General features: G+C 60.4%; 17 protein-coding genes and 2 pseudogenes. 9 read left to right on the forward strand and 10 right to left on the reverse strand.

The features are described from left to right. Positions 1-27 precede the first annotated feature (27 nt). From Q7J44_RS07865 to Q7J44_RS07885, 5 genes are all read left to right on the forward strand, one after another. A complete protein-coding gene (locus tag Q7J44_RS07865; protein ID WP_304878686.1) occupies positions 28-1,293 on the forward strand; it encodes a PotD/PotF family extracellular solute-binding protein in 1,266 nt (421 codons plus the stop codon). A gap of 61 nt (positions 1,294-1,354) precedes the next feature. Beyond that, positions 1,355-2,218: an ABC transporter permease gene (locus tag Q7J44_RS07870; protein WP_304878687.1), complete on the forward strand. Its 864-nt coding sequence runs from the start codon at positions 1,355-1,357 to the stop codon at positions 2,216-2,218. Then, a complete protein-coding gene (locus tag Q7J44_RS07875) occupies positions 2,218-3,054 on the forward strand; it encodes an ABC transporter permease (protein WP_304878688.1) in 837 nt (278 codons plus the stop codon). Before Q7J44_RS07870 ends, Q7J44_RS07875 begins: the two co-directional genes overlap by 1 nt. A 4-nt stretch (positions 3,055-3,058) precedes the next feature. Beyond that, the gene (locus Q7J44_RS07880; RefSeq protein ID WP_304878689.1) at positions 3,059-3,718 is read left to right on the forward strand and encodes an aspartate/glutamate racemase family protein; all 660 of its coding nucleotides are present in this window, start codon (positions 3,059-3,061) and stop codon (positions 3,716-3,718) included. A gap of 305 nt (positions 3,719-4,023) precedes the next feature. Beyond that, on the forward strand, positions 4,024-4,428 hold the full coding sequence (locus tag Q7J44_RS07885) for a response regulator (RefSeq protein WP_304878690.1): 405 nt from the start codon (positions 4,024-4,026) through the stop codon (positions 4,426-4,428). Between the two features lie 22 nt (positions 4,429-4,450). Here Q7J44_RS07885 and Q7J44_RS07890 read toward each other — a convergent pair whose 3' ends face one another. The 5 genes from Q7J44_RS07890 to Q7J44_RS07910 form a co-directional block, all read right to left on the reverse strand. After that, a complete protein-coding gene (locus Q7J44_RS07890; protein ID WP_304878691.1) occupies positions 4,451-5,887 on the reverse strand; it encodes a cell wall metabolism sensor histidine kinase WalK in 1,437 nt (478 codons plus the stop codon). Between the two features lie 208 nt (positions 5,888-6,095). Then, positions 6,096-6,788 carry a GNAT family N-acetyltransferase gene (locus tag Q7J44_RS07895; protein WP_304878692.1) on the reverse strand — a complete coding sequence of 231 codons (693 nt, stop codon included), beginning with the start codon at positions 6,786-6,788 and terminating at the stop codon, positions 6,096-6,098. Between the two features lie 22 nt (positions 6,789-6,810). Further along, a complete protein-coding gene (locus Q7J44_RS07900) occupies positions 6,811-7,542 on the reverse strand; it encodes a trans-aconitate 2-methyltransferase (protein ID WP_304878693.1) in 732 nt (243 codons plus the stop codon). Between the two features lie 816 nt (positions 7,543-8,358). Further along, positions 8,359-9,117: an ABC transporter ATP-binding protein gene (locus Q7J44_RS07905; RefSeq protein WP_370692971.1), complete on the reverse strand. Its 759-nt coding sequence runs from the start codon at positions 9,115-9,117 to the stop codon at positions 8,359-8,361. 536 nt (positions 9,118-9,653) lie between these two features. After that, positions 9,654-10,016 (reverse strand): aspartate/glutamate racemase family protein, encoded by a 363-nt coding sequence (locus Q7J44_RS07910; protein WP_304878694.1) that lies wholly within the window; start codon positions 10,014-10,016, stop codon positions 9,654-9,656. A gap of 949 nt (positions 10,017-10,965) precedes the next feature. Here Q7J44_RS07910 and repA point away from each other — a divergent pair. The 4 genes and pseudogenes from repA to Q7J44_RS07930 form a co-directional block, all read left to right on the forward strand. Then, positions 10,966-12,171, forward strand: a complete 1,206-nt coding sequence (gene repA / locus Q7J44_RS07915; RefSeq protein ID WP_304878695.1) for a plasmid partitioning protein RepA — start codon at positions 10,966-10,968, stop codon at positions 12,169-12,171. Beyond that, positions 12,155-13,087: a plasmid partitioning protein RepB gene (repB, locus tag Q7J44_RS07920; protein ID WP_304878696.1), complete on the forward strand. Its 933-nt coding sequence runs from the start codon at positions 12,155-12,157 to the stop codon at positions 13,085-13,087. Before repA ends, repB begins: the two co-directional genes overlap by 17 nt. Positions 13,088-13,300: 213 nt before the next feature. Then, on the forward strand, positions 13,301-14,506 hold the full coding sequence (repC, locus tag Q7J44_RS07925; RefSeq protein ID WP_304878699.1) for a plasmid replication protein RepC: 1,206 nt from the start codon (positions 13,301-13,303) through the stop codon (positions 14,504-14,506). A 166-nt stretch (positions 14,507-14,672) separates the two neighbouring features. Further along, positions 14,673-15,457, forward strand: a pseudogene (locus Q7J44_RS07930) (DNA-binding protein); the annotation flags it as partial. A 280-nt stretch (positions 15,458-15,737) separates the two neighbouring features. Here the strand turns inward: Q7J44_RS07930 and Q7J44_RS23270 are convergent. The 5 genes and pseudogenes from Q7J44_RS23270 to Q7J44_RS07950 all read right to left on the reverse strand — a co-directional run. After that, the gene (locus Q7J44_RS23270) at positions 15,738-16,088 is read right to left on the reverse strand and encodes a hypothetical protein (protein WP_370692972.1); all 351 of its coding nucleotides are present in this window, start codon (positions 16,086-16,088) and stop codon (positions 15,738-15,740) included. A gap of 183 nt (positions 16,089-16,271) precedes the next feature. Further along, positions 16,272-17,018, reverse strand: a complete 747-nt coding sequence (locus tag Q7J44_RS07940) for an amino acid ABC transporter ATP-binding protein (protein ID WP_304878697.1) — start codon at positions 17,016-17,018, stop codon at positions 16,272-16,274. 11 nt (positions 17,019-17,029) lie between these two features. Further along, positions 17,030-17,473 carry an amino acid ABC transporter permease gene (locus Q7J44_RS23275; RefSeq protein ID WP_370692973.1) on the reverse strand — a complete coding sequence of 148 codons (444 nt, stop codon included), beginning with the start codon at positions 17,471-17,473 and terminating at the stop codon, positions 17,030-17,032. A 76-nt stretch (positions 17,474-17,549) separates the two neighbouring features. Beyond that, positions 17,550-18,722: pseudogene (locus Q7J44_RS07945) on the reverse strand (pyridoxal phosphate-dependent aminotransferase); the annotation flags it as partial. 9 nt (positions 18,723-18,731) lie between these two features. Then, positions 18,732-19,925, reverse strand: a 1,194-nt coding sequence (locus Q7J44_RS07950) for an aldehyde dehydrogenase family protein (protein WP_304878698.1), incomplete at its 5' end; no start/stop codon positions are given.

Here is a 19,925-nt window from a genome sequence, read left to right on the forward strand (position 1 = left end):
ACAACACAACCACGAAGGGACCAAGACATGAGCAAGATGCGATACAGCCGCCGTGCCATCCTCAAGACCGGCGGGGCCGCCGTGGCAGCCAGTGCCTTTCCCGCGCCAATGATCTGGGCGCAGGACATCAAGAATATCACCCTTCGTCAGTTCGGCACCGGGGTGTCGAACCTGAATGACGTGGCGATGAAGGTGAAGGAAGATCTGGGCTTCACGCTGGAAATGACCGCGCTGGACAGTGACGCCGTCACCCAGCGCGCCGCCACCCAGCCGGGCAGCTTTGACATCGCCGATATCGAATACTGGATCTGCAAGAAGGTCTGGCCTACCGGCAACCTTCAGGCGATGGATACTTCAAAAATCGTGAACTACGACAAGATCGTCGGCATTTTCCGCAATGGCAAGCTGACGCCAGAGTCGGTGGTCGCCCAAGGTACCGCGCCCCACACCGTCGGCTTCACCTCCGGGCCGGGCGGCACTGATTTCGCGGACAACGAGTCCGGCTGGATGACTCTGATCCCGACCATCTACAACGCCGATACCCTCGGCATCCGCCCCGACCTGATCGGCCGCCCCATCGACAGCTGGGCCGAGCTGTTGAACCCCGAGTTCAAGGGCAAGGCCAGCCTGCTGGACATCTCGTCCATCGGCATCATGGACATGGCAATGGTCTGCGAAGCGATGGGCGAGATCGCCTATGGCGACAAGGGCAACATGACCAAGGAAGAGATCGACAAGACCATGGCGATCTTTACCGAAGCCAAGCGCGCCGGCCAGTTCCGCGCGTTCTGGAAATCCTTCGATGAAAGCGTCAACCTGATGGCATCGGGCGAGGTGGTGATCCAGTCGATGTGGTCACCCGCGATCACTGCGGTGAAGTCGCGCGGTATTCCTTGCGTCTACCAGCCGCTGAAGGAAGGCTATCGCAGCTGGGGCGGCGGCATCGGCCTGTCGTCGAACCTGTCAGGGCTGGAGCTGGATGCGGCCTATGAATATATCAACTGGTATCTCTCGGGCTGGGTCGGCGGCTATCTGATGCGTCAGGGCTATTATTCGGCCGTGCCCGAAACCTCGAAAGAGTTCATGAGCGCCGACGAATGGGGCTACTGGTTCGAAGGCAAACCGGCGGAAGGTGACATCACCTCGCCCACGGGCGACGTGCTGGCCAGCACCGGCGATGTGCGCGACGGCGGTGCCTTTGACGAACGGATGGGCCGCGTGGCCTGCTGGAACTCGGTCATGGACGAGAACCAGTACATGGTCCGCAAGTGGAACGAATTCATCGCCGCCTGAGGCGCTGACCCGGCAGGGGCCCGTTCGGCCCCTGCCTTTCCCCACCTTCGGAGCATCCGCCATGCAGCGTCTTCTGAAATCCCCGCATGTGACAGGCTGGCTGCTGGCCAGCCCGGTGGCGCTGGTGCTGGCGGTGTTCCTGATCCTGCCGATCGTGATGATCCTGATCATCAGCTTCTGGACGGCGACCGAATTCGCCATCGTCCCGGCGTTTTCATTTGAGAATTATGAATTTCTGTTCGGATCTTCAGTGACTTACCGGGTGTTCCTCAACACCTTCAAATATGCCGCGATCACCTGGGCCATCACGCTGACGCTGGGCTTCACCATTGCCTACTACCTTGCCTTCCACATACGCAGCCAGACCTGGCAAACCCTGCTGTTCCTGCTGTGCACCATCCCGTTCCTGACCTCGAACATCATCCGCATGATCAGCTGGATCCCGTTTCTGGGCCGCAACGGCATTGCGAATTCGACACTGATGGACTGGGGGCTGATCGACGCGCCGCTGGAATGGCTGCTGTTTTCCGACTTCGCGGTGATCCTTGCCTTTGTGCATCTATACACGCTGTTCATGGTGGTGCCGATCTTCAACACCATGATGCGCATTGACCGCAGCCTGCTGGAGGCGGCGAATGATGCCGGGGCCACCGGGTTTCAGACGCTGGTGAACGTCATCATTCCGCTGACCAAGCCCGGCATCATGATCGGCACCATCTTTGTGGTGACGCTGGTGATGGGCGACTTCATCACCGTGCGCTTCATGTCCGGCTCGCAATCGGCGAATGTCGGGCGGCTGATTTCGAATGATATCGCCCTGCTGCAATACCCCTCGGCCGCGGCCACGGCCATTGTGCTGCTGGTCACCGTGTTGCTGGTGATCACCGCGCTGCTGCGCCTTGTCGACATCCGGAAGGAGCTGTGATGGACCGCCGCCCGCGTTCGTTTTACTGGCTGTCGCTGGTCTTCGGCCTGTTCCTGATTTTTCTGTATGGCCCGACCATCACCATCGGCATCCTGTCGTTTCAGGGGCCATCGGGCGGGCTGACCTTTCCGATGCGCGGCACCTCGCTGCACTGGTTCCGGCAATTGTTTGAACAGCAGCAGGTCGGCGACATCTGGGGATCGTTCCGGAGGTCGCTGGTGCTGGGGCTGATGGTCATGGTCACGACGCTGGTGGTGTCGGTGATGGGCGGGCTTGCCTTCCGCAAGCGGTTTCGCGGGTCGGCGCTGCTGTTCCAGCTGGTGATCGCCAGTCTGGTGATCCCGTCGATCCTGATCTCCTTGGGGGTGGGGCTGATGTTCAGTCAGGCAGGGTTGCCGGTGCATTGGTCCGGGTCGGGCTTTGGCGCGCAACTGACATGGACGCTGCCCTTTGGCCTGCTGATCATGTTCGCGGTCTTCAACCGCTTTGACAGCGCCTATGAGGAGGCGGCCCGCGATCAGGGCGCGTCCCCGTGGCAGACCCTGCAGCATGTGGTGCTGCCGATCATCGCGCCTTCGCTGATCGGGGTCGGCCTGTTTGGCTTTACCCTTTCTTATGACGAATTCGCGCGGACCCTGCTGACAGCCGGCAGCTACAACACCCTGCCGCTGGAGATTTTCGGGATGACCACCAACGTGACCACCCCGGTGATCTTTGCGCTTGGCACGCTGACCACGCTGTTCTCGCTGGTCATCATCGGGGTGTTTCTGGTGACGGCGGTAGTCATGAACCGGCGACGCGCGCGGCGTCGGTCGGATGCAGGGCGGGCGGTATAACCTTGTGAACCTGCTGTTTTTGAACCCGAACTCTACCGTCGCCATGACGCAAGCCATGGTCGCGGTCGCGCGCGCCACCGATCCCGAAGCACAGATCACCGGCTGGACCAACACCGGCGGCCCCCCCGCGATTCAGGGACCAGAGGATGGCGCGGCGGCCGTGGCTGGCCTTCTGGCCATGTTGCCATCGGCGCGTGAGGCGGGGGCTGATGCCATTGTGATCGGCTGTTTCGACGACACCGGGCTGGCACAGATCCGGGCGACGGCGCATTGCCCGGTGATCGGCATCGGTCAGGCCGCGTTCCACGTGGCCGCCCTGCTGGGGCACCGGGTGTCGGTGATCACGACGTTGCAGGTGTCGGTGCCGGTCATCGCCGCCAACATCGCGGCCTATGGCTTTGCCGATCAGGTGGCCCGGGTCCGGGCCAGCGGTCTGGGGGTGCTCGAGGTGGATGAGGCAAGCCCCGCCGCCATCGCGCGGCTTGATCAGGAAATCCTGCTGGCCGGTGCCGAGGACGGAATTTCAGCTGTGGTTCTGGGCTGTGCCGGCATGGCACCGTTGGTAACGCAGCTTGCGCACGGCACGCCCATGGCCGTGATTGACGGCGTCGCGGCGGCCACCCGGCTGGCCCGGTCATTGGTGGCACAGGCCCGCAGGATCTGAGTGCTGCGCGATCCTGACTGTGTCCCGCCGATGGTTTCTCCCGCTAGGCCAAGCGCATTCGCACCTTGGGGTGAGGCCACCCGACAGACCCCCTTCAAACGGTCGGAATCAACGTAACTTCGCTGGCGTAGGTGCCCTCGACCGTCGCCAATTCGATTGCCAGCGAAATACGCTCTGCCAGGCAGTTGCACACCATTTCAAGGCCGCTGCCCAATCAGATGCGATAATCGGCTGGAAGTTATGTATATACCATGCAATCTGCTCTCAAGTTGGGATGAAGACCGACACATGCTGAGGACGACGTCATGAGAGAGCTGCAGCGGATCTTACATGTAGATGATGCCGAAGACGTTTTGTTCATAGCCGACGTGGCGCTGAAGCTGATCGGTCAGTTTGACCTGTTGCAATGCGATTCGGGCAAAAGTGCACTTGAAAAGGCAGAGTCCTTTCGTCCGGACATGTTCCTGCTAGACTACATGATGCCCGAGATGGATGGCAAAGAGACGCTGCGCCGGCTTCGCGAACTGCCCGGCCTGAGGGATGTGCCGGTTGTCTTCATGACCGCGCGGGTCAGCGAAGACTTTTCCAATGCCCTTCTCCGCGATGGGGCTTTGGATGTCATACCAAAGCCGTTCGATCCGATGAGCCTTGCCAATCAACTCCGTGCGCTCTGGCAGAGCCACATGAGTTTGCAATCGGACGGTGGGTAAGCGCTGTCGTGCTCAACCGCGCCTACGTTGCCTGCGCGACTCTGTTCCAGCTGGCCAGCTCTGCGGCCGGTTCGGGGCTGACACTTGCGCCGTCTTTGTCTGTCACGCGGTCAAATTCGATACAAAAGGTTGAACCGACGCCCAGCTCGCTTGTGTAATCGATGGTGCCGCTATGGCGCTCGACGATTTGCTTTGAGATGTTGAGGCCGAGGCCGGTCCCGCCGACCTTGCGCACATCGGACGAATCCACCTGACTGAACTTGCCAAACACCCGGTCCTTTGCACCGGCCGGAATGCCGACGCCTTCGTCCTGAACTGAAATGCGGACGCGGGTGTCAAAGGTCTCTACGCCAACCTTGACCGTCCCGCCAGGGCCCGAAAATTTGAGGGCGTTCGCCAGCAGATTGTTCATCACCTGAATCAGGCGGCTGCGGTCACCAAGGATCTGGCAATCGTCACGGCACGGCAGGATCGTGACCTGAATGCCGAGTTTGTCGGCATAGCCTGTGGTGGATTCAACGGCTTCTTTCACCAGACCGTTCGCATCTAGCTGCTTGAGATGGAACACAATCTCGCCAGCTTCGATCTTCTGCAGGTCGAGCAGGTCATCTATCAGTTTGCCGAGCCGATGGCCGTTCTTGGCCGCAATGCTGATGACGGGCTTGAGGGTTTCTGGCACCTCGCCGAAGACGCCGTTGTTCACAAGGTCAAGCCCACCGATGATTGAGGTCAGCGGTGTGCGCAGCTCGTGGCTGACGGTGGACAGGAACTGCGATTTGATTTCCAGCGCCGCCTTGGTCTGCTCATTTTCCTCTTTGATCAACGTCATCTGGCTGAGCCGGTCCTGGTAGTTCCGGTAGAACTTCACTGACATGTCGGCCAGGAAATACAGCACGAAGATGATCGTGAAAAACTCCTGCCAGATCGGGGAACTCAGCGCCGGCGAGTAACGCACCACATCCAGGAACGCGATAAAGAGAAATGCACAGCCGTAGATCGCCAGACGCAACAGCAGGATGCCCATCATCTGGCTATTGTACATCGCAGCAAAAAGCGCTGCGGAGAACAGGAAAAACAGCGGCGTGAAATGCCCGCCCGATGTCTGCTGAACCGCAATGCTGACGATAAAGACGCTGATGGCACACGCGCTGAGGACGGTATTAATGGCGATGCGCTTAAGAATCTGTTGACCCACGACCGGATCTTGCCCATCCCACGCCTTGGACTTGCGTCCAAGCATCAGGTCAAGCATTTCGGTCAGGACGACCACAGAGTAAGATGCAAAGGTCATGATCGGATCAAAGTAGAACGCCGCCAGCAAAGCTGCGGCGAAAAAGCTCGCCTGACGCTGCCAGACCACCTGGTTGAGGAGGACCACGTAGTCTTTGATCTGCTGCTCGCGCCCCGTCGAGATGAGCCAGCTCTCCCAAGGCTCCCTAAACGCGTTCAGGTACTTCATTCATGCCTCTGACACTACTGTGGAATTGTTTCCTACAGCGGCAATGTGTCAAAATTCGGCCATAACTGGGTGAAAAGCGGGATTCCCCCTTTCATGCTCTTTCGCAAGCGAAACGCAAAGAGGCGGCCGAAGATTGCGGCCTGTGCCGCAATCGACATTGGGCCGCGATGTCGCTGCATCGTGGCGACAAATCCACGCGATGCTGCGCTCAGGCCGCTGCGGACCGGCCCTCCTTGGAGGCAACATAAATTCCTGACAGGGTCGGAAACGCAATATTTGCATGCGGAACCTGGTCCACCGGCCCAAAAACCGGCGTGCGTGCCAGAACCGCGTCGCGCTGTTCCCGGAATTTGCTGGTCAACAGGTGCAGGGGCTTTTTCAGCCCGGGGTAGTCGCGTGCATGCAGCGCCAGCTCAAAGCCGAGGTGCCGCCGGTAGAACGCGATATGCTCGGTCCGCACAGAGGCAAGTGCCAGATCGATATCGTAAAACATTGCAGCAAGAAACGGGATGCGCAGGGCAAGAAAGTGCAATGGCACCCGCATTTTCCGGGCAGCAGGATCAATGACGAAACGGGTCGGATCGAGAACCGTCTTCCCCCGGTTGAGATGGTCTGCAATCTCGGGAAAAACCTCCAGCGACGGCGAAACAGCCGAAAGCCTGGACAACAGATGCAGCCGCATTGCCGCGCGGATCTCTCCATCCACCTCAATCGCGACGTGAACGCAGTTCGGGTTCTGGTCGAAGGCGTCCGTCATGATGGCGCGTTCACTTTCGGCAACCAATCCTTCGGCGCGATAGCATTTGTAGCGCAGGCGATAGATCGCCTCCAGATCCTGCTTGTCGGTAAAAACCTTGTAGCGTGAGTGCTTCAGCGCCTCGAACACGTTGTCGTTCATCATTGTTTTCTCTGCCACGGCGCGACTACGGGTTTGCACGGCATACGAGCAGGTCGCTGTACCCACGATAGGCGGGCTGCTGACTTACAATCTCGAATCCCGCGGCACTGGCTGCCTCTGCGAGCTCTGCCCCGGTGTGCGTCCAGTAGACGCCCTCTTGCTGCGCCCTGAAGATGGCCTTGTTCTGTTTGGCGATTTCCCGACCCTGCCACAGGATGCGGAGCGCGCCAGCAAGTCCGTGTTGCTTTCTGAGGTGAGAAAACAGGTACGTCCGCCAATCGGCAACGTCCAGATGACGGCCGATATCAACGAGGTAGAGCCAGCCGCCCGGGCGCAGCAACCGACGCAGGTCGCGGAGCCGCTGCTCTGGCGCGGGCATCGCGTAAAGCGCGTGCACGCAGATCACAAGATCCGCCTTGGCCGTGGCATCAAGGTCTTCGATCGAGAGGGTGTCGTAACTGATGTTTGCGTGGGCTGCCATTTTGGCCTTCGCCGCGCCGATCATGCCGGCGTCGGGCTCGACAAAGCGGATCTCGCTTTCGGGGAAGACGCGGGCTGCAATCTGGGTGTAGTTCCCGGTGCCACCCCCGATGTCATAGATCAACTGTGGCGTCTCTATCGTACCGAGAAACGCCTCGAAACCATGCAGGAGCGCCTGATATTCAGGGTTATGCTGCGACAACAAATCATAGGCCGTCGCGTATGTGGTCCAGTCGACAAGGGTTTGTCGTTCGGACGGTTCCGCGTGAAACGGCATGGGATCAGATCCCTCAGCACTGATGTGTGACGGCATGCAAGAAAGTCTCCAGGGTTTGATTGGCGGTGGCCCGCTCCGGCGAACGCATTAGTTAACAATACGTTAATCTTGGACGCCTTCATTGCAAGGACTTTCGGAAACAGTGAAACCGGCCCGTTCACAATGTTTCCAGATTGGCACCCCGTCTTCGGGCCAGCATCGCTGAGGACTCGGGGATACGAAGCACATCTCTCTGATCGTACGTGGTCCGGTGTAACTACCAGATGTGCTTGCCAACAAAAAACAATCTCTAATTGTAGCGTGGAACAATCGACGGGACTTAGTCTCTGCCGATGCACTCAACCCTGCTTCGACCCTTGCAGGACAGGCCAGTTGAATCAACAGCTTGGCAAGGGTGCCGCAACAAAATGTGACCTAAAAAAGGCACGTGTGTTGGATTTAGGGCACAACTTTCTCTGCGCCGACAAACTGAGACCTCGATTCCGCGCGACAACAGTGCGAATCGGTTGGGCGCAGCGCCCTTGGAGATGTGATGAGATTGGTAGCGGCAAATGACGACCAGGCGATGCTGGATCTCGTCGAGCATTTCCTTGGGATCGCAACCCACCACAACATCAACGCCGCCCCGTCAGCAACGGCGGCGACTGTGGTGAACGTGCGGAATGCGCGGGTAAGCGCGACGATCTGCCAACTTTCTCATAGATGCAGAGATACCCGACCCTGAGCGGCCGGAGGGCGAGCAACCGGACGCAGCAATCTCAGGATGTTATGTTGGCCTGAGGGGTGACCAACACCAGCTCACCAACAGAGTTCAGATCAGCCATTTGCCGCAGCCCATCCGTGTGCGCTGCAGTCATGCAATGCAATGCCGTCAGCGTCGAAAAAGCGCATCGCATCTGTACTTGCTGCAAGGGCCACGGTCATACCTTCGGCCAGCTGCATGGTGCCGGGAACCTTGACCAGCAAAGGTGTTTCGTCTGCGGCCTGCGATTCCACATGTACGATCTGCACCTCTCCCAGATGTTCGATCAGCAGGATACGACCGTGCAGGAGCGGTTCTTCTGCCCCCGCAGCCAGATGCAGATCTTCGGGGCGGATGCCAAGATGCACCCGTGTTCCGGCCCGGTGGGCGGCCAGCCGAAGCGGCAGATGCCGCAGCCCCCCGTCTGCCAGACGCAGGGCCAAAGTCTCGCCCGCCTGCTCAATCCGCCCGGGCAGCACATTCATCGCCGGAGAGCCGACAAAGCCCGCCACAAACAGATTGGCGGGGTGGCGGTAAAGGTCGATGGGGCGGCCAACCTGTTCAATCCTGCCGCCGCGCAGGACCACAATACGATCCGCCAGCGTCATGGCCTCCACCTGATCATGGGTGACATAAATCATCGTGGTATCGGGCATGGATTTCTTCAGACGCGCAATTTCGACCCGTGTCGCGGCGCGCAGGGCGGCATCCAGGTTCGACAACGGTTCGTCAAACAAGAACACCTGCGGATCACGCACGATGGCGCGGCCAATCGCAACCCGCTGTCGCTGCCCGCCGGAAAGTTCCCGTGACCAGTGCGCCCTGCCCTGCATCGCGCCAGCTCGTGATCCGCGCGGCCTGAAGTTCCGATAGTGCCCGGCTGAGGGCCTTGATTGAAACCGGACGTTCCACCGCGCGACGCCAAACCACGTAGGTTTCTCCACGGGCAGATCGCCGGGACGCAGCACCGCGTCGCGCAGCTCCCCTGCCCGTTAGGAACGCCCCGAGAGGGCCACACGGGCCTGCTGCGCGCAGCGCCAGCTGCTCTCGCAACACAGGTTGGGGGCCTCAGTCCTGCACCAACATAATATGCAGGTGTGCCAGCGCCGCGCGTGACAAAAAGCGCAACATTTCCCGATGTTTCGGTTCGCGCCGCGTCACCAGAAGGGCATCCGTGGCATTGGCACCAGATCGTTGATGCAGGTGTCGCGGTCAAAACTCATACAGACTGTCTGAACTGGTGCGGCGCTTATAGCAGAAAAAATAGCCATAACCGCCTAGCTTTGAAAGGTCTTTTTATGTCCGGTAAGGTTGCATTATCGAACTTAAAGAAGATACGCGCAGTTCCATGACGGCTGCCGCAGCTAAATCACTCTCGGGGCCGCGCGAGCGCTCTGATCGCGGGAAAGGAGGACGAGAGATGTGTGCTGGATATCCGCGCTCTTGCCCCCCTGCCCTGCCCTACTGCAGGCTGCCGCCTTCTGACCCGAACGCCGCCTGTGGCGACAGCGTGGACCGCACCGACGACCGGCACCTGAAGAAAGCGCCGGGCCTGAACCAGCGCGATATCTTCGAAGCAGGCCATCACATAGGCATCATGATCAGCATTGGCCGCCAGCAGATCCAGCGCCAGCGGCTCGGCGATGCGCCTGTCGGCAAGGGTCTGGATAGCGGCCGTCATCGAGATGGTGACATTTAGCAAAAGCACCACCACCAGCACGATCACTACCATGCCGCTGGTGCGCCGCCAGGTATGCGCAACTGGCCGCAAGGGTCCAGCTGAGCTTCCCGCCAAGCGCCACGAAGCCCATCGGGATCATCACCCGATGGCCGGCGAGACCTTGGAGCTGGGAAGGGTTCTGAATCGAGACCCTGATCGCCGCCGCGCCAATGGGGACCGAGCCGTTCTTCTACCGGACTGCGACCGGGGCTAAGCTTGACCTTGTTCTGCGGCTTTCCGGGGGTGAGATCTGGGCGATCGGAATCAAGCGCACCACTGCACCCAAGGTGTCGCGTGGTTTCACCTGGCAGTCGAGGACATCAGAAGATGGCAGTCTATGCCGATGACCGGGAGGTTCCGACGGGCGATGGTTTGCGCGCGATGCCTCTGCCTGCCGCCGTGGGCCAGTTGCGCAATCTGTAGGGCTTGATGTCAGCTCTTGGCCCGTCCCGACGCTGCGCCCGTTTGTGTCGAGCTGGGCGTTAACTCACCCCGTCCCCAGCAGTCAGGATGACCGTGCTTGCCCTCGCCGCCTGTGGGCATCATCGCGGCCAAGGCCGCTCATTGGCGGGGAATCGGCTGCGGAACTGTTGCAAACTATCCAGCACCTCACGGGTGCGCGGCGCGCACCGAACCCGCAGAACACCATTGTTACGGATCAAGTCGGTCCTATCACCTTCCGCCAGACCAAGCTCCCTGACGAGCCTTACCGGCAGGCGGGACGCCAGGGGGTTGCCCCGTTTCATGACTTTGATCCTGACCTTCCGCGACCGCCAGCGCTGTGAAGACGACCTCCCCCTAATGCCAGCTAGCTTGACCAACTACATCCATCTTCCTTGTGCTTGCTACACGCCAAGACACAAAATGTGGAAAAGGCTTGCGCGAATCTGGTTGCTCAGGCAATAGTCTCGAAAAATACCGCGTGGTCACATAAAAACCGCGCCCACGGATCGAGGCAGAGATGAGCGAAGCTGAGCAGGACCTAGACATTGCCATCGGGCATTACGCAGAGCTTCTCGCGTCCAACCTTCACGCGCAACGTGCCGCCCACTTCCCTCCCGACGCCAAGAAAGTCATGCGCAGCCTGACCAGCGGTGAAGCGGCCGAGTTGCTTGGTGTCGATCATACCTACCTTCGCAAGCTTCATCGAGAAGGAAAGATTGCTGACGTCGAGACGACGGCGGGAAGTCACCGTCGGTATACGCTGGATGATGTCTGGGAAATCCGCCACGCACTTGAGGCAAACGCGAAGAAGCCTGGAACCTACGTGCCGGGCCGTCGTGCCGGTGACGAGCTTCACATCATCTCTGTCGTGAACTTTAAAGGTGGTTCGGGTAAGACGACGACATCGGCTCACCTTGCGCAGCGCCTTGCGCTCAAGGGGTACCGGGTGCTCGCGATTGATCTCGACCCTCAGGCCTCCCTTTCCGCGCTGCATGGCATTCAACCTGAACTGGACCTGATGGAGGGTGGAACCCTTTATGACGCAGTGCGCTATGACGAGCCGGTCCCGATTTTGGACGTGATCCGCAAGACCTACATCCGCGGACTTGACCTGATTCCCGGCAACCTCGAACTGATGGAGTTCGAGCATGAAACGCCGGCAGCCATCCAGCGCGGTGGCGCACGCGCCTTCTTTGCCCGTGTGCGAGACGCGCTCGACAGCGTCGAAGCGGATTATGACGTCGTCGTCATCGACTGCCCGCCGCAGCTTGGCTTCCTGACCATGTCCGCCCTGTCAGCATCCTCTGGGGTGCTTGTAACCGTTCACCCGCAAATGCTTGATCTGATGTCCATGTCGCAATTCCTGCGCATGACCGCTGATCTGCTTGGCGTCATCCGGGACGCCGGCGCAAACCTTCGCTTCGACTGGCTGCGTTTCCTGCCCACCCGATACAAGGTGGGTGACGCCCCGCAAACCGAAGTGATTGCCTTCATCCGGGGTCTTTTCGGCAGGTCTGTCCTGACCAACCACATGGTCGAATCGACTGCGATTTCGGATGCGGGACTCACAAAGCAGACCCTCTACGAAGCCGAAAAGAAAGACTTCACGCGCCAGACCTTTGATCGCGCCATTGATTCCATGAACGCGGTGAACGACGAGATCGCTGCGATCATTCAGAACACGTGGGCCAAGAATGGGGGCCGCAATGGCAAGAAAACCTAAACTGGGTCTGCCCTTGCAGACCCTGCGCAATGCTCCTGACGCTCTTGAAGGGCGGAGGCTTCGCGGTGGCGTTTTCGAAATTGACCCCGGTCATATCGAAACTGCAGGTCGGCTCGAAGACCGGCTGCAGATCGAGATCGAGGGCCTCAAGACGTCGATTGCCAAAAATGGACAGCGGGTACCTATCCTCGTCCGTCCGCTTGAGGGTGATCGCTACAGCCTGATCTATGGCCGCCGCAGACTCGAAGCTTGCAGAGAGCTTGGAGTCAAAGTCCGCGCCATCGTCACAGAGGTGGAGGGTGATCAGGCGCTGCGCGATCAGCTTTTGGAGAACCAGGAGCGGCGGGATCTGAGCTTCATCGAGCGTGCGCTCGTTGCCGCAGCGTTGCTCGATGGTGATCATCTGAGTTCATCCGAGCGCACGAACAAGGGTGTTGCCGAAGTTCTCAATCTGACCGAGGCGGGAGTTTCGCAGCTGTTGAGCGTGGTACGTACCGTTGGGGAGAACTTGGTCTTTGCCATCGGTGCCGCGCCAGGCATCGGCCGGCCCCGATGGGAAGAACTCAAAAAGCTGCTTGGGGCTACGGATGCTGATCGCGACAAGCTTGCAGCCTTGGCCGGTGAGGCCAAGACCACCCACCAAGGTGGCATTGACGAGAAATCCGATCAGGCATTTTTGTCCGTCCTCTCCGCCGCTGGAAAGCCTGAACACTCCATATCGTCGTCCCGCCCGCCCGCGCGGTCGGGCACGGTCATTCCGGGGGTCGGTGCCGCAACTGTCACGACCGGACGCCGTGGCAAGCAACTCAAACTCGAGTTGAAGGCCGAGGACAGCGATTTTGTCAGCTGGCTGGAGGGCAACGCCTCACAGCTGATTGCCGAGCTTCACGAGCGCTGGAAGCGTTCGGAAGACTGAGGAAGAGCAACAACCAAAAAGGAGGCACGAGACAGGCAGAAAAGAAAAAGGCCCCGAGAAGCAAGCTTCACGAGACCTTTCTTGGGTTTCGCATGGGATCAGCCCGCTACAAAACTTCAGTTTTCGCATCTCTGAATGTAGCGATCTGGCCCCTTTCCCGCAAGCGCAAAGCGATTCGCGGACCAGGGAAATTTTGCCTTCGTGAATGACATCATGGAGTACACACCGATTTCGCCGTTTATGCGGCCGATATCGCACGCGCATCTGCGTGTGATCGAGCGGCCCGATGCATCTGTCCCGGGCAAGCCCGTCAACAAGTGGCAACTTCTTCGCGAACTGTCCAAAGCGCAGGCCGCCTTTGCGGTCTCTGAACGCGATCTGACCGTCCTTCAGGGTCTTATCAGCTTCTTTCCGGACGATGCGCTTGGCGGGAACACCGAAATGGTCGTCTTCCCCTCCAACAAGGCGATCTGCGAACGGCTGAATGGCATGCCCTGCTCGACGATGCGCCGTCACCTCGCCCGGTTGGTAGAGGCCGGCTTGCTCGTGCGGCGCGATAGCCCCAACGGGAAGCGGTATGTACGCAAGCGTGGTGAAGATCGCGTGGCCTTCGGCTTCGATCTCTCCCCGCTTTATTGCCGGGCAGAGGAGATTGCACGGGCCGCAGAGGCCGTGCGTGAGGCCGAGGACCGTGTGCGGCGGCTCAGAGAGGTGGTGAGCCTGATGCGCCGCGACTTGGCCGCCCTGGCGGAGTTCGGCGAGGAAATACAGCCCGGTCTTGGCTTATGGGACCAGCTCCGTGACAGGGCCGCTCTCACTGCCCGGGCGCTTCGGCGCAAGCTTTCGCTTGAGGATCTATCGGCGTATAGCACTGAACTTGTGTCTCTTCTCGATCAGGCGCGCAACGTTATTGATGGCCCTGAAACAGAAGAAATGGTCACCAATGATGCCCGTTATGAGCGTCATCATCATAATTCAAATAAAGACTCTATAGATTTTGAACCGGCCTTAGAACAAGGCAGGACGGTAGCCGGTGCACCTGAGCCTGATATGGCCGAGGCTGACCTTGAAGATATTGATACCAGAGGGATACCAAAGATCCCGCTCCATCTGGTGATCGCGGGGTGTCCGTCGCTCAAAACCTTCTATCAGGGCGATGTCCGACATTGGCATCATCTTTTTGACGCGGCATGTCATGTGCGGCCAGCCATGGGGATCAGTGCATCCGCCTGGGAAGAAGCGCAGCGTTTCATGGGGCCGGAACAGGCATCGATCGTCATCGTGGCGATGCTGGAACGCTTTGCCGACATCAGATCGCCCGGCGGGTACCTCCGTGCGCTGACATCAAAAGCTGCTGCGGGTGAGTTTTCCTGCGGGCCGATGGTTATGGCGCTAATCGGCAGGCGAAGTGCGGCTTAACAGCTGTTAAGTTTGTCCCCGCCCTTCCTGTTGAAGTGACTTAACAGCTGTTAAGTTGAGTTTTGACAGCTGGGCGGTATCTCCAAGGGAAAGGGCTGAAGGGTGAAGAGTGACGTGGAATGAGATATGGCGAGTGGCTTCCGGCATCCGTCGTGGAGAAGATCTGATGGTCAAAGCGGCCCAGAAAGTCACCCTGTGCCTGTCCAGCCCTTTGGATAAGCTCATGCTAAGCCAGTCCAACGTGCGGCGTGGACTGCCGCTGCGTCTGAACGTCCGGCCTGTGCTTGATGCTGATGGCGTACAGACCAGCATGTCCGAAATCCCTGCTGTCGCTGCTGGTGATGCAAAAGCGACTGGCGAAGGCCGCGCCGATCCCCTGCGTTGCGCGGGTTGCGGCACCGGAAGGTCTCGCCGGGGACGACTCGATGGCGGAAAACATGCAGCGTGCCGCTCTGCATCCGCTCGACCAGTGTCGCGTTTTCGCAGCCTTGCGCGAAAAGGGTCAGGGCAAGGAAGCGATTGCAGCGGCCTTCTTCGTCACGCTGCTGATGGCCACGCAACGCCTGAAGCTTGCCTCGGTGGTCCCTGCCCTGCTCGCCCAGCTCATCATCGGGAAGCTTCAGGCGTAAGCCGGAGCGCTCGTCGCCGAAGGCTGGAAGTGTGTCGAGGTCGCGACAGACATGCCCTGAGGCTACAGCCACGTCTGCGACGTCTCGCCGGTGATGCCGCGCCGATGACCGATTAGGAAACTGCGGCCCATGCGGCGCTGCTCACCGAATATCGCGCGGTGGAGGAGAAACACCCCGAAGAGATCGACGCATGGCTCGCTGATCCTGAAATGGCGATGGAGGCATTTGAGGCGCGGCCATTGATCTTTAATCCGGCCGACGTGCACGCGTTCTTCACGCTTGATCGGGGGGCAGGTTGGCGGTCTATCGTGACTACGTCCGGCAGCTCTGGATCGCACGGGAAGGCTGTCGCAACGCGCGGCTCGAAATCGTCGGCGGTGAGGACAACGATAGGGCAGGGGGCGCGGACCTGGCCGCCTGACCCCGGACAATGCGTGAGGGCCTCTCATTGATCCCAACCTCTTCCCGCGATTTCGCGGGGAGCCAGAGGAACCATCCCCCGCGCGCCATCCCTTTCTTGCCCGGTATTCCGAGCTCAAAATCAACCCTCGAGGGGTCGAACCAGACGCCCATATGTTGTTGCCAAAGTGGACATTCGAATATCAGCGCATGCTGTGAAAACGCTCATGATTGCGCTTGTGATCCGCCTGGTGTGCCCGTGCGGTGCGCTGGGTGTGCAGTCCCGGCATCTGGTAAATCGGGTTTAGGGTGAATCGGTCTGGCTCGGATGTCCGCATTTTGCTGATGTATTCGCAGGGCATGAGGCCGTTCAGCGTCTTGAGCCATTGGGCGAAGTTATGGGCCGCCAAGAAGTCTGCGAGGTCTGTCGAGACGGATACGAGACCTTTGCTGATGTGGCCACCCGCGTGCCCCGATACATCAAGCAGGTCTACAACGCCAAGTGAACACACTCCGGCCGCGGATACTGATCCCCCGAGGAATTCGAAATCCAATTCGCCCGCAAGGCGGCTTAGGTCCGATGCCCCCAGTGGCCCGGCAGGTGGGGTTTACTCCACTGCTTTCGTGCCACGATCGATGCAGCCGAACGGTGCACGCGCCAGGAGCCCCCGCACCTGTGCTCGGGCCTCATCGAAATCCAGAAACCCGGTGCGCGTCATGTCCGCACCTGACCACGGTCAGCCATGACCTACCTTCGACAGAAAGGTCCGCAAACGGTCTGACTTTGGTGCCCCCAGAACCTGATCCGGCGGACCGTTTTCCACAACGACACCACCATCCAGGAACACGACACGATTTGCCACGTTGCGCGCAAAGCTCATCTCATGCGTCACGACGATCATCGTTGTGCCGTCGCGGGCAAGCGACTGCATGACGTCCAGCACCTCGCCGACAAGTTCCGGGTCCAGCGCCGATGTCGGTTCGTCGAACAGCATGACCTTGGGGTCCAGGGCCAGCGCGCGGGCGATGGCCACGCGTTGGGACTGGCCACCCGAGATCTGCCGCGGATACAGGTCAAGCCGGTGGGCAAGCCCCACCCGGTCCAGCAGCGAGGCGGCGAGATCCCGCGCGTCTTTCTTGTTGAGGATGCCATTGTACAGCGGCCCGGACATCACGTTTTCCAGCACTGTCATGTGTGGAAACAGATTGAAGCTCTGGAACACCATGCCCGTCGCTGCCCGAAACGCCGCCCGCTGAGCCTCTCGGATGCGCGCACTGCCGTCGAATTCAAGGTGGCGGCCGGCAACTTCCAGCCTGCCCAAGGTCGGCTCTTCCAGCAGGTTCAGGCAGCGCAGCAAGGTGGATTTTCCGCAGCCCGACGGGCCGATGAGCACGGCTACATCGCCGGCTGCTACGTCCAGATCAATGCCCCGCAGCACCTCCAGCGTGCCGAAATTCTTGCGCAGGTTCTTTATCTTTATCATGGCAACCCCCGTCAGTGTTTGATTTCAAAGCGGTTCGCCAGCAGCGTTACCGGCGTCAGGATCGCAAGATAGAGCAGCGCGGCAAAGGTATACACTTCCAGCGGGCGATAGGTGGACATGGTCAGACCCCCTGCCGCATACATGATGTCTGGCACCGCTACGACCGACAGAAGCGAAGTGTTCTTCAGCTGAAGGATCATCTGACTGACGATCGGCGGGATCATCCGGCGCGTCGCCTGCGGCAGGATGATGTAGCGCATCTTGGTGAAGTAACCAAAACCAAGGACCGTGGACGCCTCCCACTGCCCCTTTTCGATAGATATCACGCCAGCGCGGAAGATTTCGGCCGCGAAAGCCGCCATATACAGCGTCAGCCCGAGTCCCGCCGCGAACCAGTCCGGCAAGGTATATCCGGTCACCATTGGCAGCGCATAGAAGAACCACACGATCTGCACCAGAAGCGGCGTGCAGCGGAAGATGTGGATGTACAGGCTCCTGAAGCTGGGCGCAGGCGGTCGTGATGCGCGCCATCGCTTCGGTCAGTTCCGCCTCGGATGTTGCATAGGAGATGCGGAAAAAGGGCGACAGGCCAAAGGCTGACCCCGGCACCACCGCGACATTTGCCGCTTCTAGCAGCCAGGCGCAAAAGTCGCGGTCATCCTGCAACACCTTGCCATGCGGGGTGACACGGCCGAGCATGCCTTCGCAGCTTGCATAGGTATAAAAGGCACCCTCGGGGCGACGGCAGGTGAGGCCGTCGATCCGGTTCAGCGCATCGACCACCAGATCGCGTCGGCGGGAAAAACTGGCGCGCCGGTCCTTCAGAAACCCCTGCGGGCCATCCAAGGCTGCGATGGCTGCCGCCTGTGTCACCGAACAGGGGCAGGATGTGGACTGGCTTTGCACCACGGCCATTCCGGCGATCAGCTCTGCCGGACCGCCCGCATATCCCAGCCGCCAGCCGGTCATCGCATAGGCCTTGCTGACGCCGTTGATCGTGAGGCAGCGATTCTTCAGCGACGGGTCCAGCGCCAGCGGGGTCACGAAGCGGAAATCGTCGTAAAGGATATGCTCATACATGTCATCGACCATCAGCCAGACATGCGGATGACGGTGCAAAACCTCCAGCAGCGGGCGGTAATGCTCTTCGCCGTAAGCCGCCCCGGTCGGGTTCGAAGGTGAGTTGAGCAGAAGCCATTTGGTGCGGGGCGTGATTGCAGCCTCCAGCGCCGCAGCCGACACGCGAAAGCCAGCCTCGCCGGGGCAGGGAACGGCCACGGGCACACCGCCCGCAATCTGCACGATGTCGAAATAGCTGGTCCAGCAGGGCGTCGGGATGATCACTTCATCACCGTCGTTCAGGCTGGCCATCATCGCGTTGTAAAGCATCTGCTTGGCCCCGGCCCCGGCGGTCACCTCGTTCTGGGCAAAGCTCAGGCCATTTTCGCGGGCGAACTTGTCACGGATTGCCCGCTTCATTTCGGGGGAGCCGTCAAGGTTGGTGTATTTCGTCTCCCCCCGGCGGATCGCGGCAATCGCCGCGTCCTTGATGTGGTCCGGCGTATCGAAGTCGGGCTCACCCGTGCCAAGGATGATGACGGGGTGCCCCTCGCGCTTCAGCGCGGAGGCGCGGGCGGTGATCGCCAGGATCTCGGACACGCCGAGACCTGCAATCCGGCCTGCAGGCTGGAAAGTGCTGGTCATGCCACTTTCTCAGATGTCAAAGACCACGCCCTGCGCCAGTGGCAGTGCGCGGGAGTAGTTGATGGTGTTGGTGGCGCGGCGCATGTAGCCTTTCCACGCGTCAGAGCCGCTTTCACGCCCGCCGCCGGTTTCCTTTTCGCCGCCGAAGGCCCCGCCGATTTCGGCGCCCGAGGTGCCGATGTTCACATTGGCAATGCCGCAATCAGACCCGGAAGCCGACAGGAACAGCTCGCTTTCGCGCAAATCGGTGGTGAAGATCGATGAGGACAGGCCCGCGCCGACGGCATTGTGATCCTCGATCACCGCAGGCAGATCGGTGAAGCGCATGACATAGAGGATCGGCGCAAAGGTTTCTTCAAACACCGGCCCGGTCTGCGACGGCATCTCGACGAGTGCGGGCTTTACGTAAAATGCCGTCTCCGGCCCCGCATCGGCCACGCGCGCGCCACCGTGAACGGTGCCGCCCGCAGCCTTTGCCGCGACCAGTGCCGACTGCATCGCGTCAAACGCGGGTTTGTCGACCAGCGGCCCCACCAGTGCCTGCGTCGTCAGCGGGTTGCCGACCGACACCGACCCGTAGGCCTTGATCAGCCGGGGCACCAGCGCATCATAAACGCTGTCATGCACGAACAGCCGCCGCATCGTGGTGCAGCGCTGCCCGGCGGTGCCCATCGCGCCAAAGGCAATCGCCCGCAGCGCCATGTCCAGATCGGCTGACGGGCAGACGATCCCGGCATTGTTGCCGCCCAGTTCCAGGATCGAGCGGCCAAAGCGCGCCGCGACCTTCGGGCCGACCTGCCGCCCCATGCGGGTAGAGCCGGTCGCCGACACCAGCGCCACGCGCGGATCGTCCACCAGCGCCTCGCCCGTCTCACGCCCGCCGATGATCACCTGCGACAGATGCGCGGGCGCATCGCCAAAGCGGGCCAGAGCGCGGTCAAGGATCGCCTGCGAGGCGAGCGCGGTCAGCGGCGTTTTCTCCGACGGTTTCCACACCACCGGGTTGCCGCAGACCAGTGCCAGCGCGGTGTTCCATGACCAGACAGCAACCGGGAAGTTGAACGCCGAGATCACGCCGACCACCCCCAACGGATGCCAGGTTTCCATCATGCGGTGGCCGGGACGTTCGGTTGCTATCGTCAGACCATACAGCTGGCGCGACAGGCCGACGGCGAAATCGCAGATGTCGATCATCTCCTGCAC

The sequence above is a fragment of the Pseudotabrizicola sp. genome (genome assembly GCF_030656345.1).
In the GTDB taxonomy this organism is placed as follows: Bacteria; Pseudomonadota; Alphaproteobacteria; order Rhodobacterales; family Rhodobacteraceae; genus Pseudotabrizicola.

Bases quoted from the DNA above. Each gene is read 5' to 3' on its own strand.
- Q7J44_RS07875 (WP_304878688.1), top strand. From the start codon at position 2,218: ATGGACCGCCGCCCGCGTTCGTTTTACTGGCTGTCGCTGGTCTTCGGC.
- Q7J44_RS07940 (WP_304878697.1), bottom strand. From the start codon at position 17,018: ATGATAAAGATAAAGAACCTGCGCAAGAATTTCGGCACGCTGGAGGTG.
- Q7J44_RS07865 (WP_304878686.1), top strand. From the start codon at position 28: ATGAGCAAGATGCGATACAGCCGCCGTGCCATCCTCAAGACCGGCGGG.
- Q7J44_RS07905 (WP_370692971.1), bottom strand. From the start codon at position 9,117: ATGCAGGGCAGGGCGCACTGGTCACGGGAACTTTCCGGCGGGCAGCGA.
- Q7J44_RS07910 (WP_304878694.1), bottom strand. From the start codon at position 10,016: ATGGTAGTGATCGTGCTGGTGGTGGTGCTTTTGCTAAATGTCACCATC.
- Q7J44_RS07870 (WP_304878687.1), top strand. From the start codon at position 1,355: ATGCAGCGTCTTCTGAAATCCCCGCATGTGACAGGCTGGCTGCTGGCC.
- Q7J44_RS07885 (WP_304878690.1), top strand. From the start codon at position 4,024: ATGAGAGAGCTGCAGCGGATCTTACATGTAGATGATGCCGAAGACGTT.
- repB (WP_304878696.1), top strand. From the start codon at position 12,155: ATGGCAAGAAAACCTAAACTGGGTCTGCCCTTGCAGACCCTGCGCAAT.
- repC (WP_304878699.1), top strand. From the start codon at position 13,301: ATGGAGTACACACCGATTTCGCCGTTTATGCGGCCGATATCGCACGCG.
- repA (WP_304878695.1), top strand. From the start codon at position 10,966: ATGAGCGAAGCTGAGCAGGACCTAGACATTGCCATCGGGCATTACGCA.
- Q7J44_RS07890 (WP_304878691.1), bottom strand. From the start codon at position 5,887: ATGAAGTACCTGAACGCGTTTAGGGAGCCTTGGGAGAGCTGGCTCATC.
- Q7J44_RS07895 (WP_304878692.1), bottom strand. From the start codon at position 6,788: ATGATGAACGACAACGTGTTCGAGGCGCTGAAGCACTCACGCTACAAG.
- Q7J44_RS07900 (WP_304878693.1), bottom strand. From the start codon at position 7,542: ATGCCGTTTCACGCGGAACCGTCCGAACGACAAACCCTTGTCGACTGG.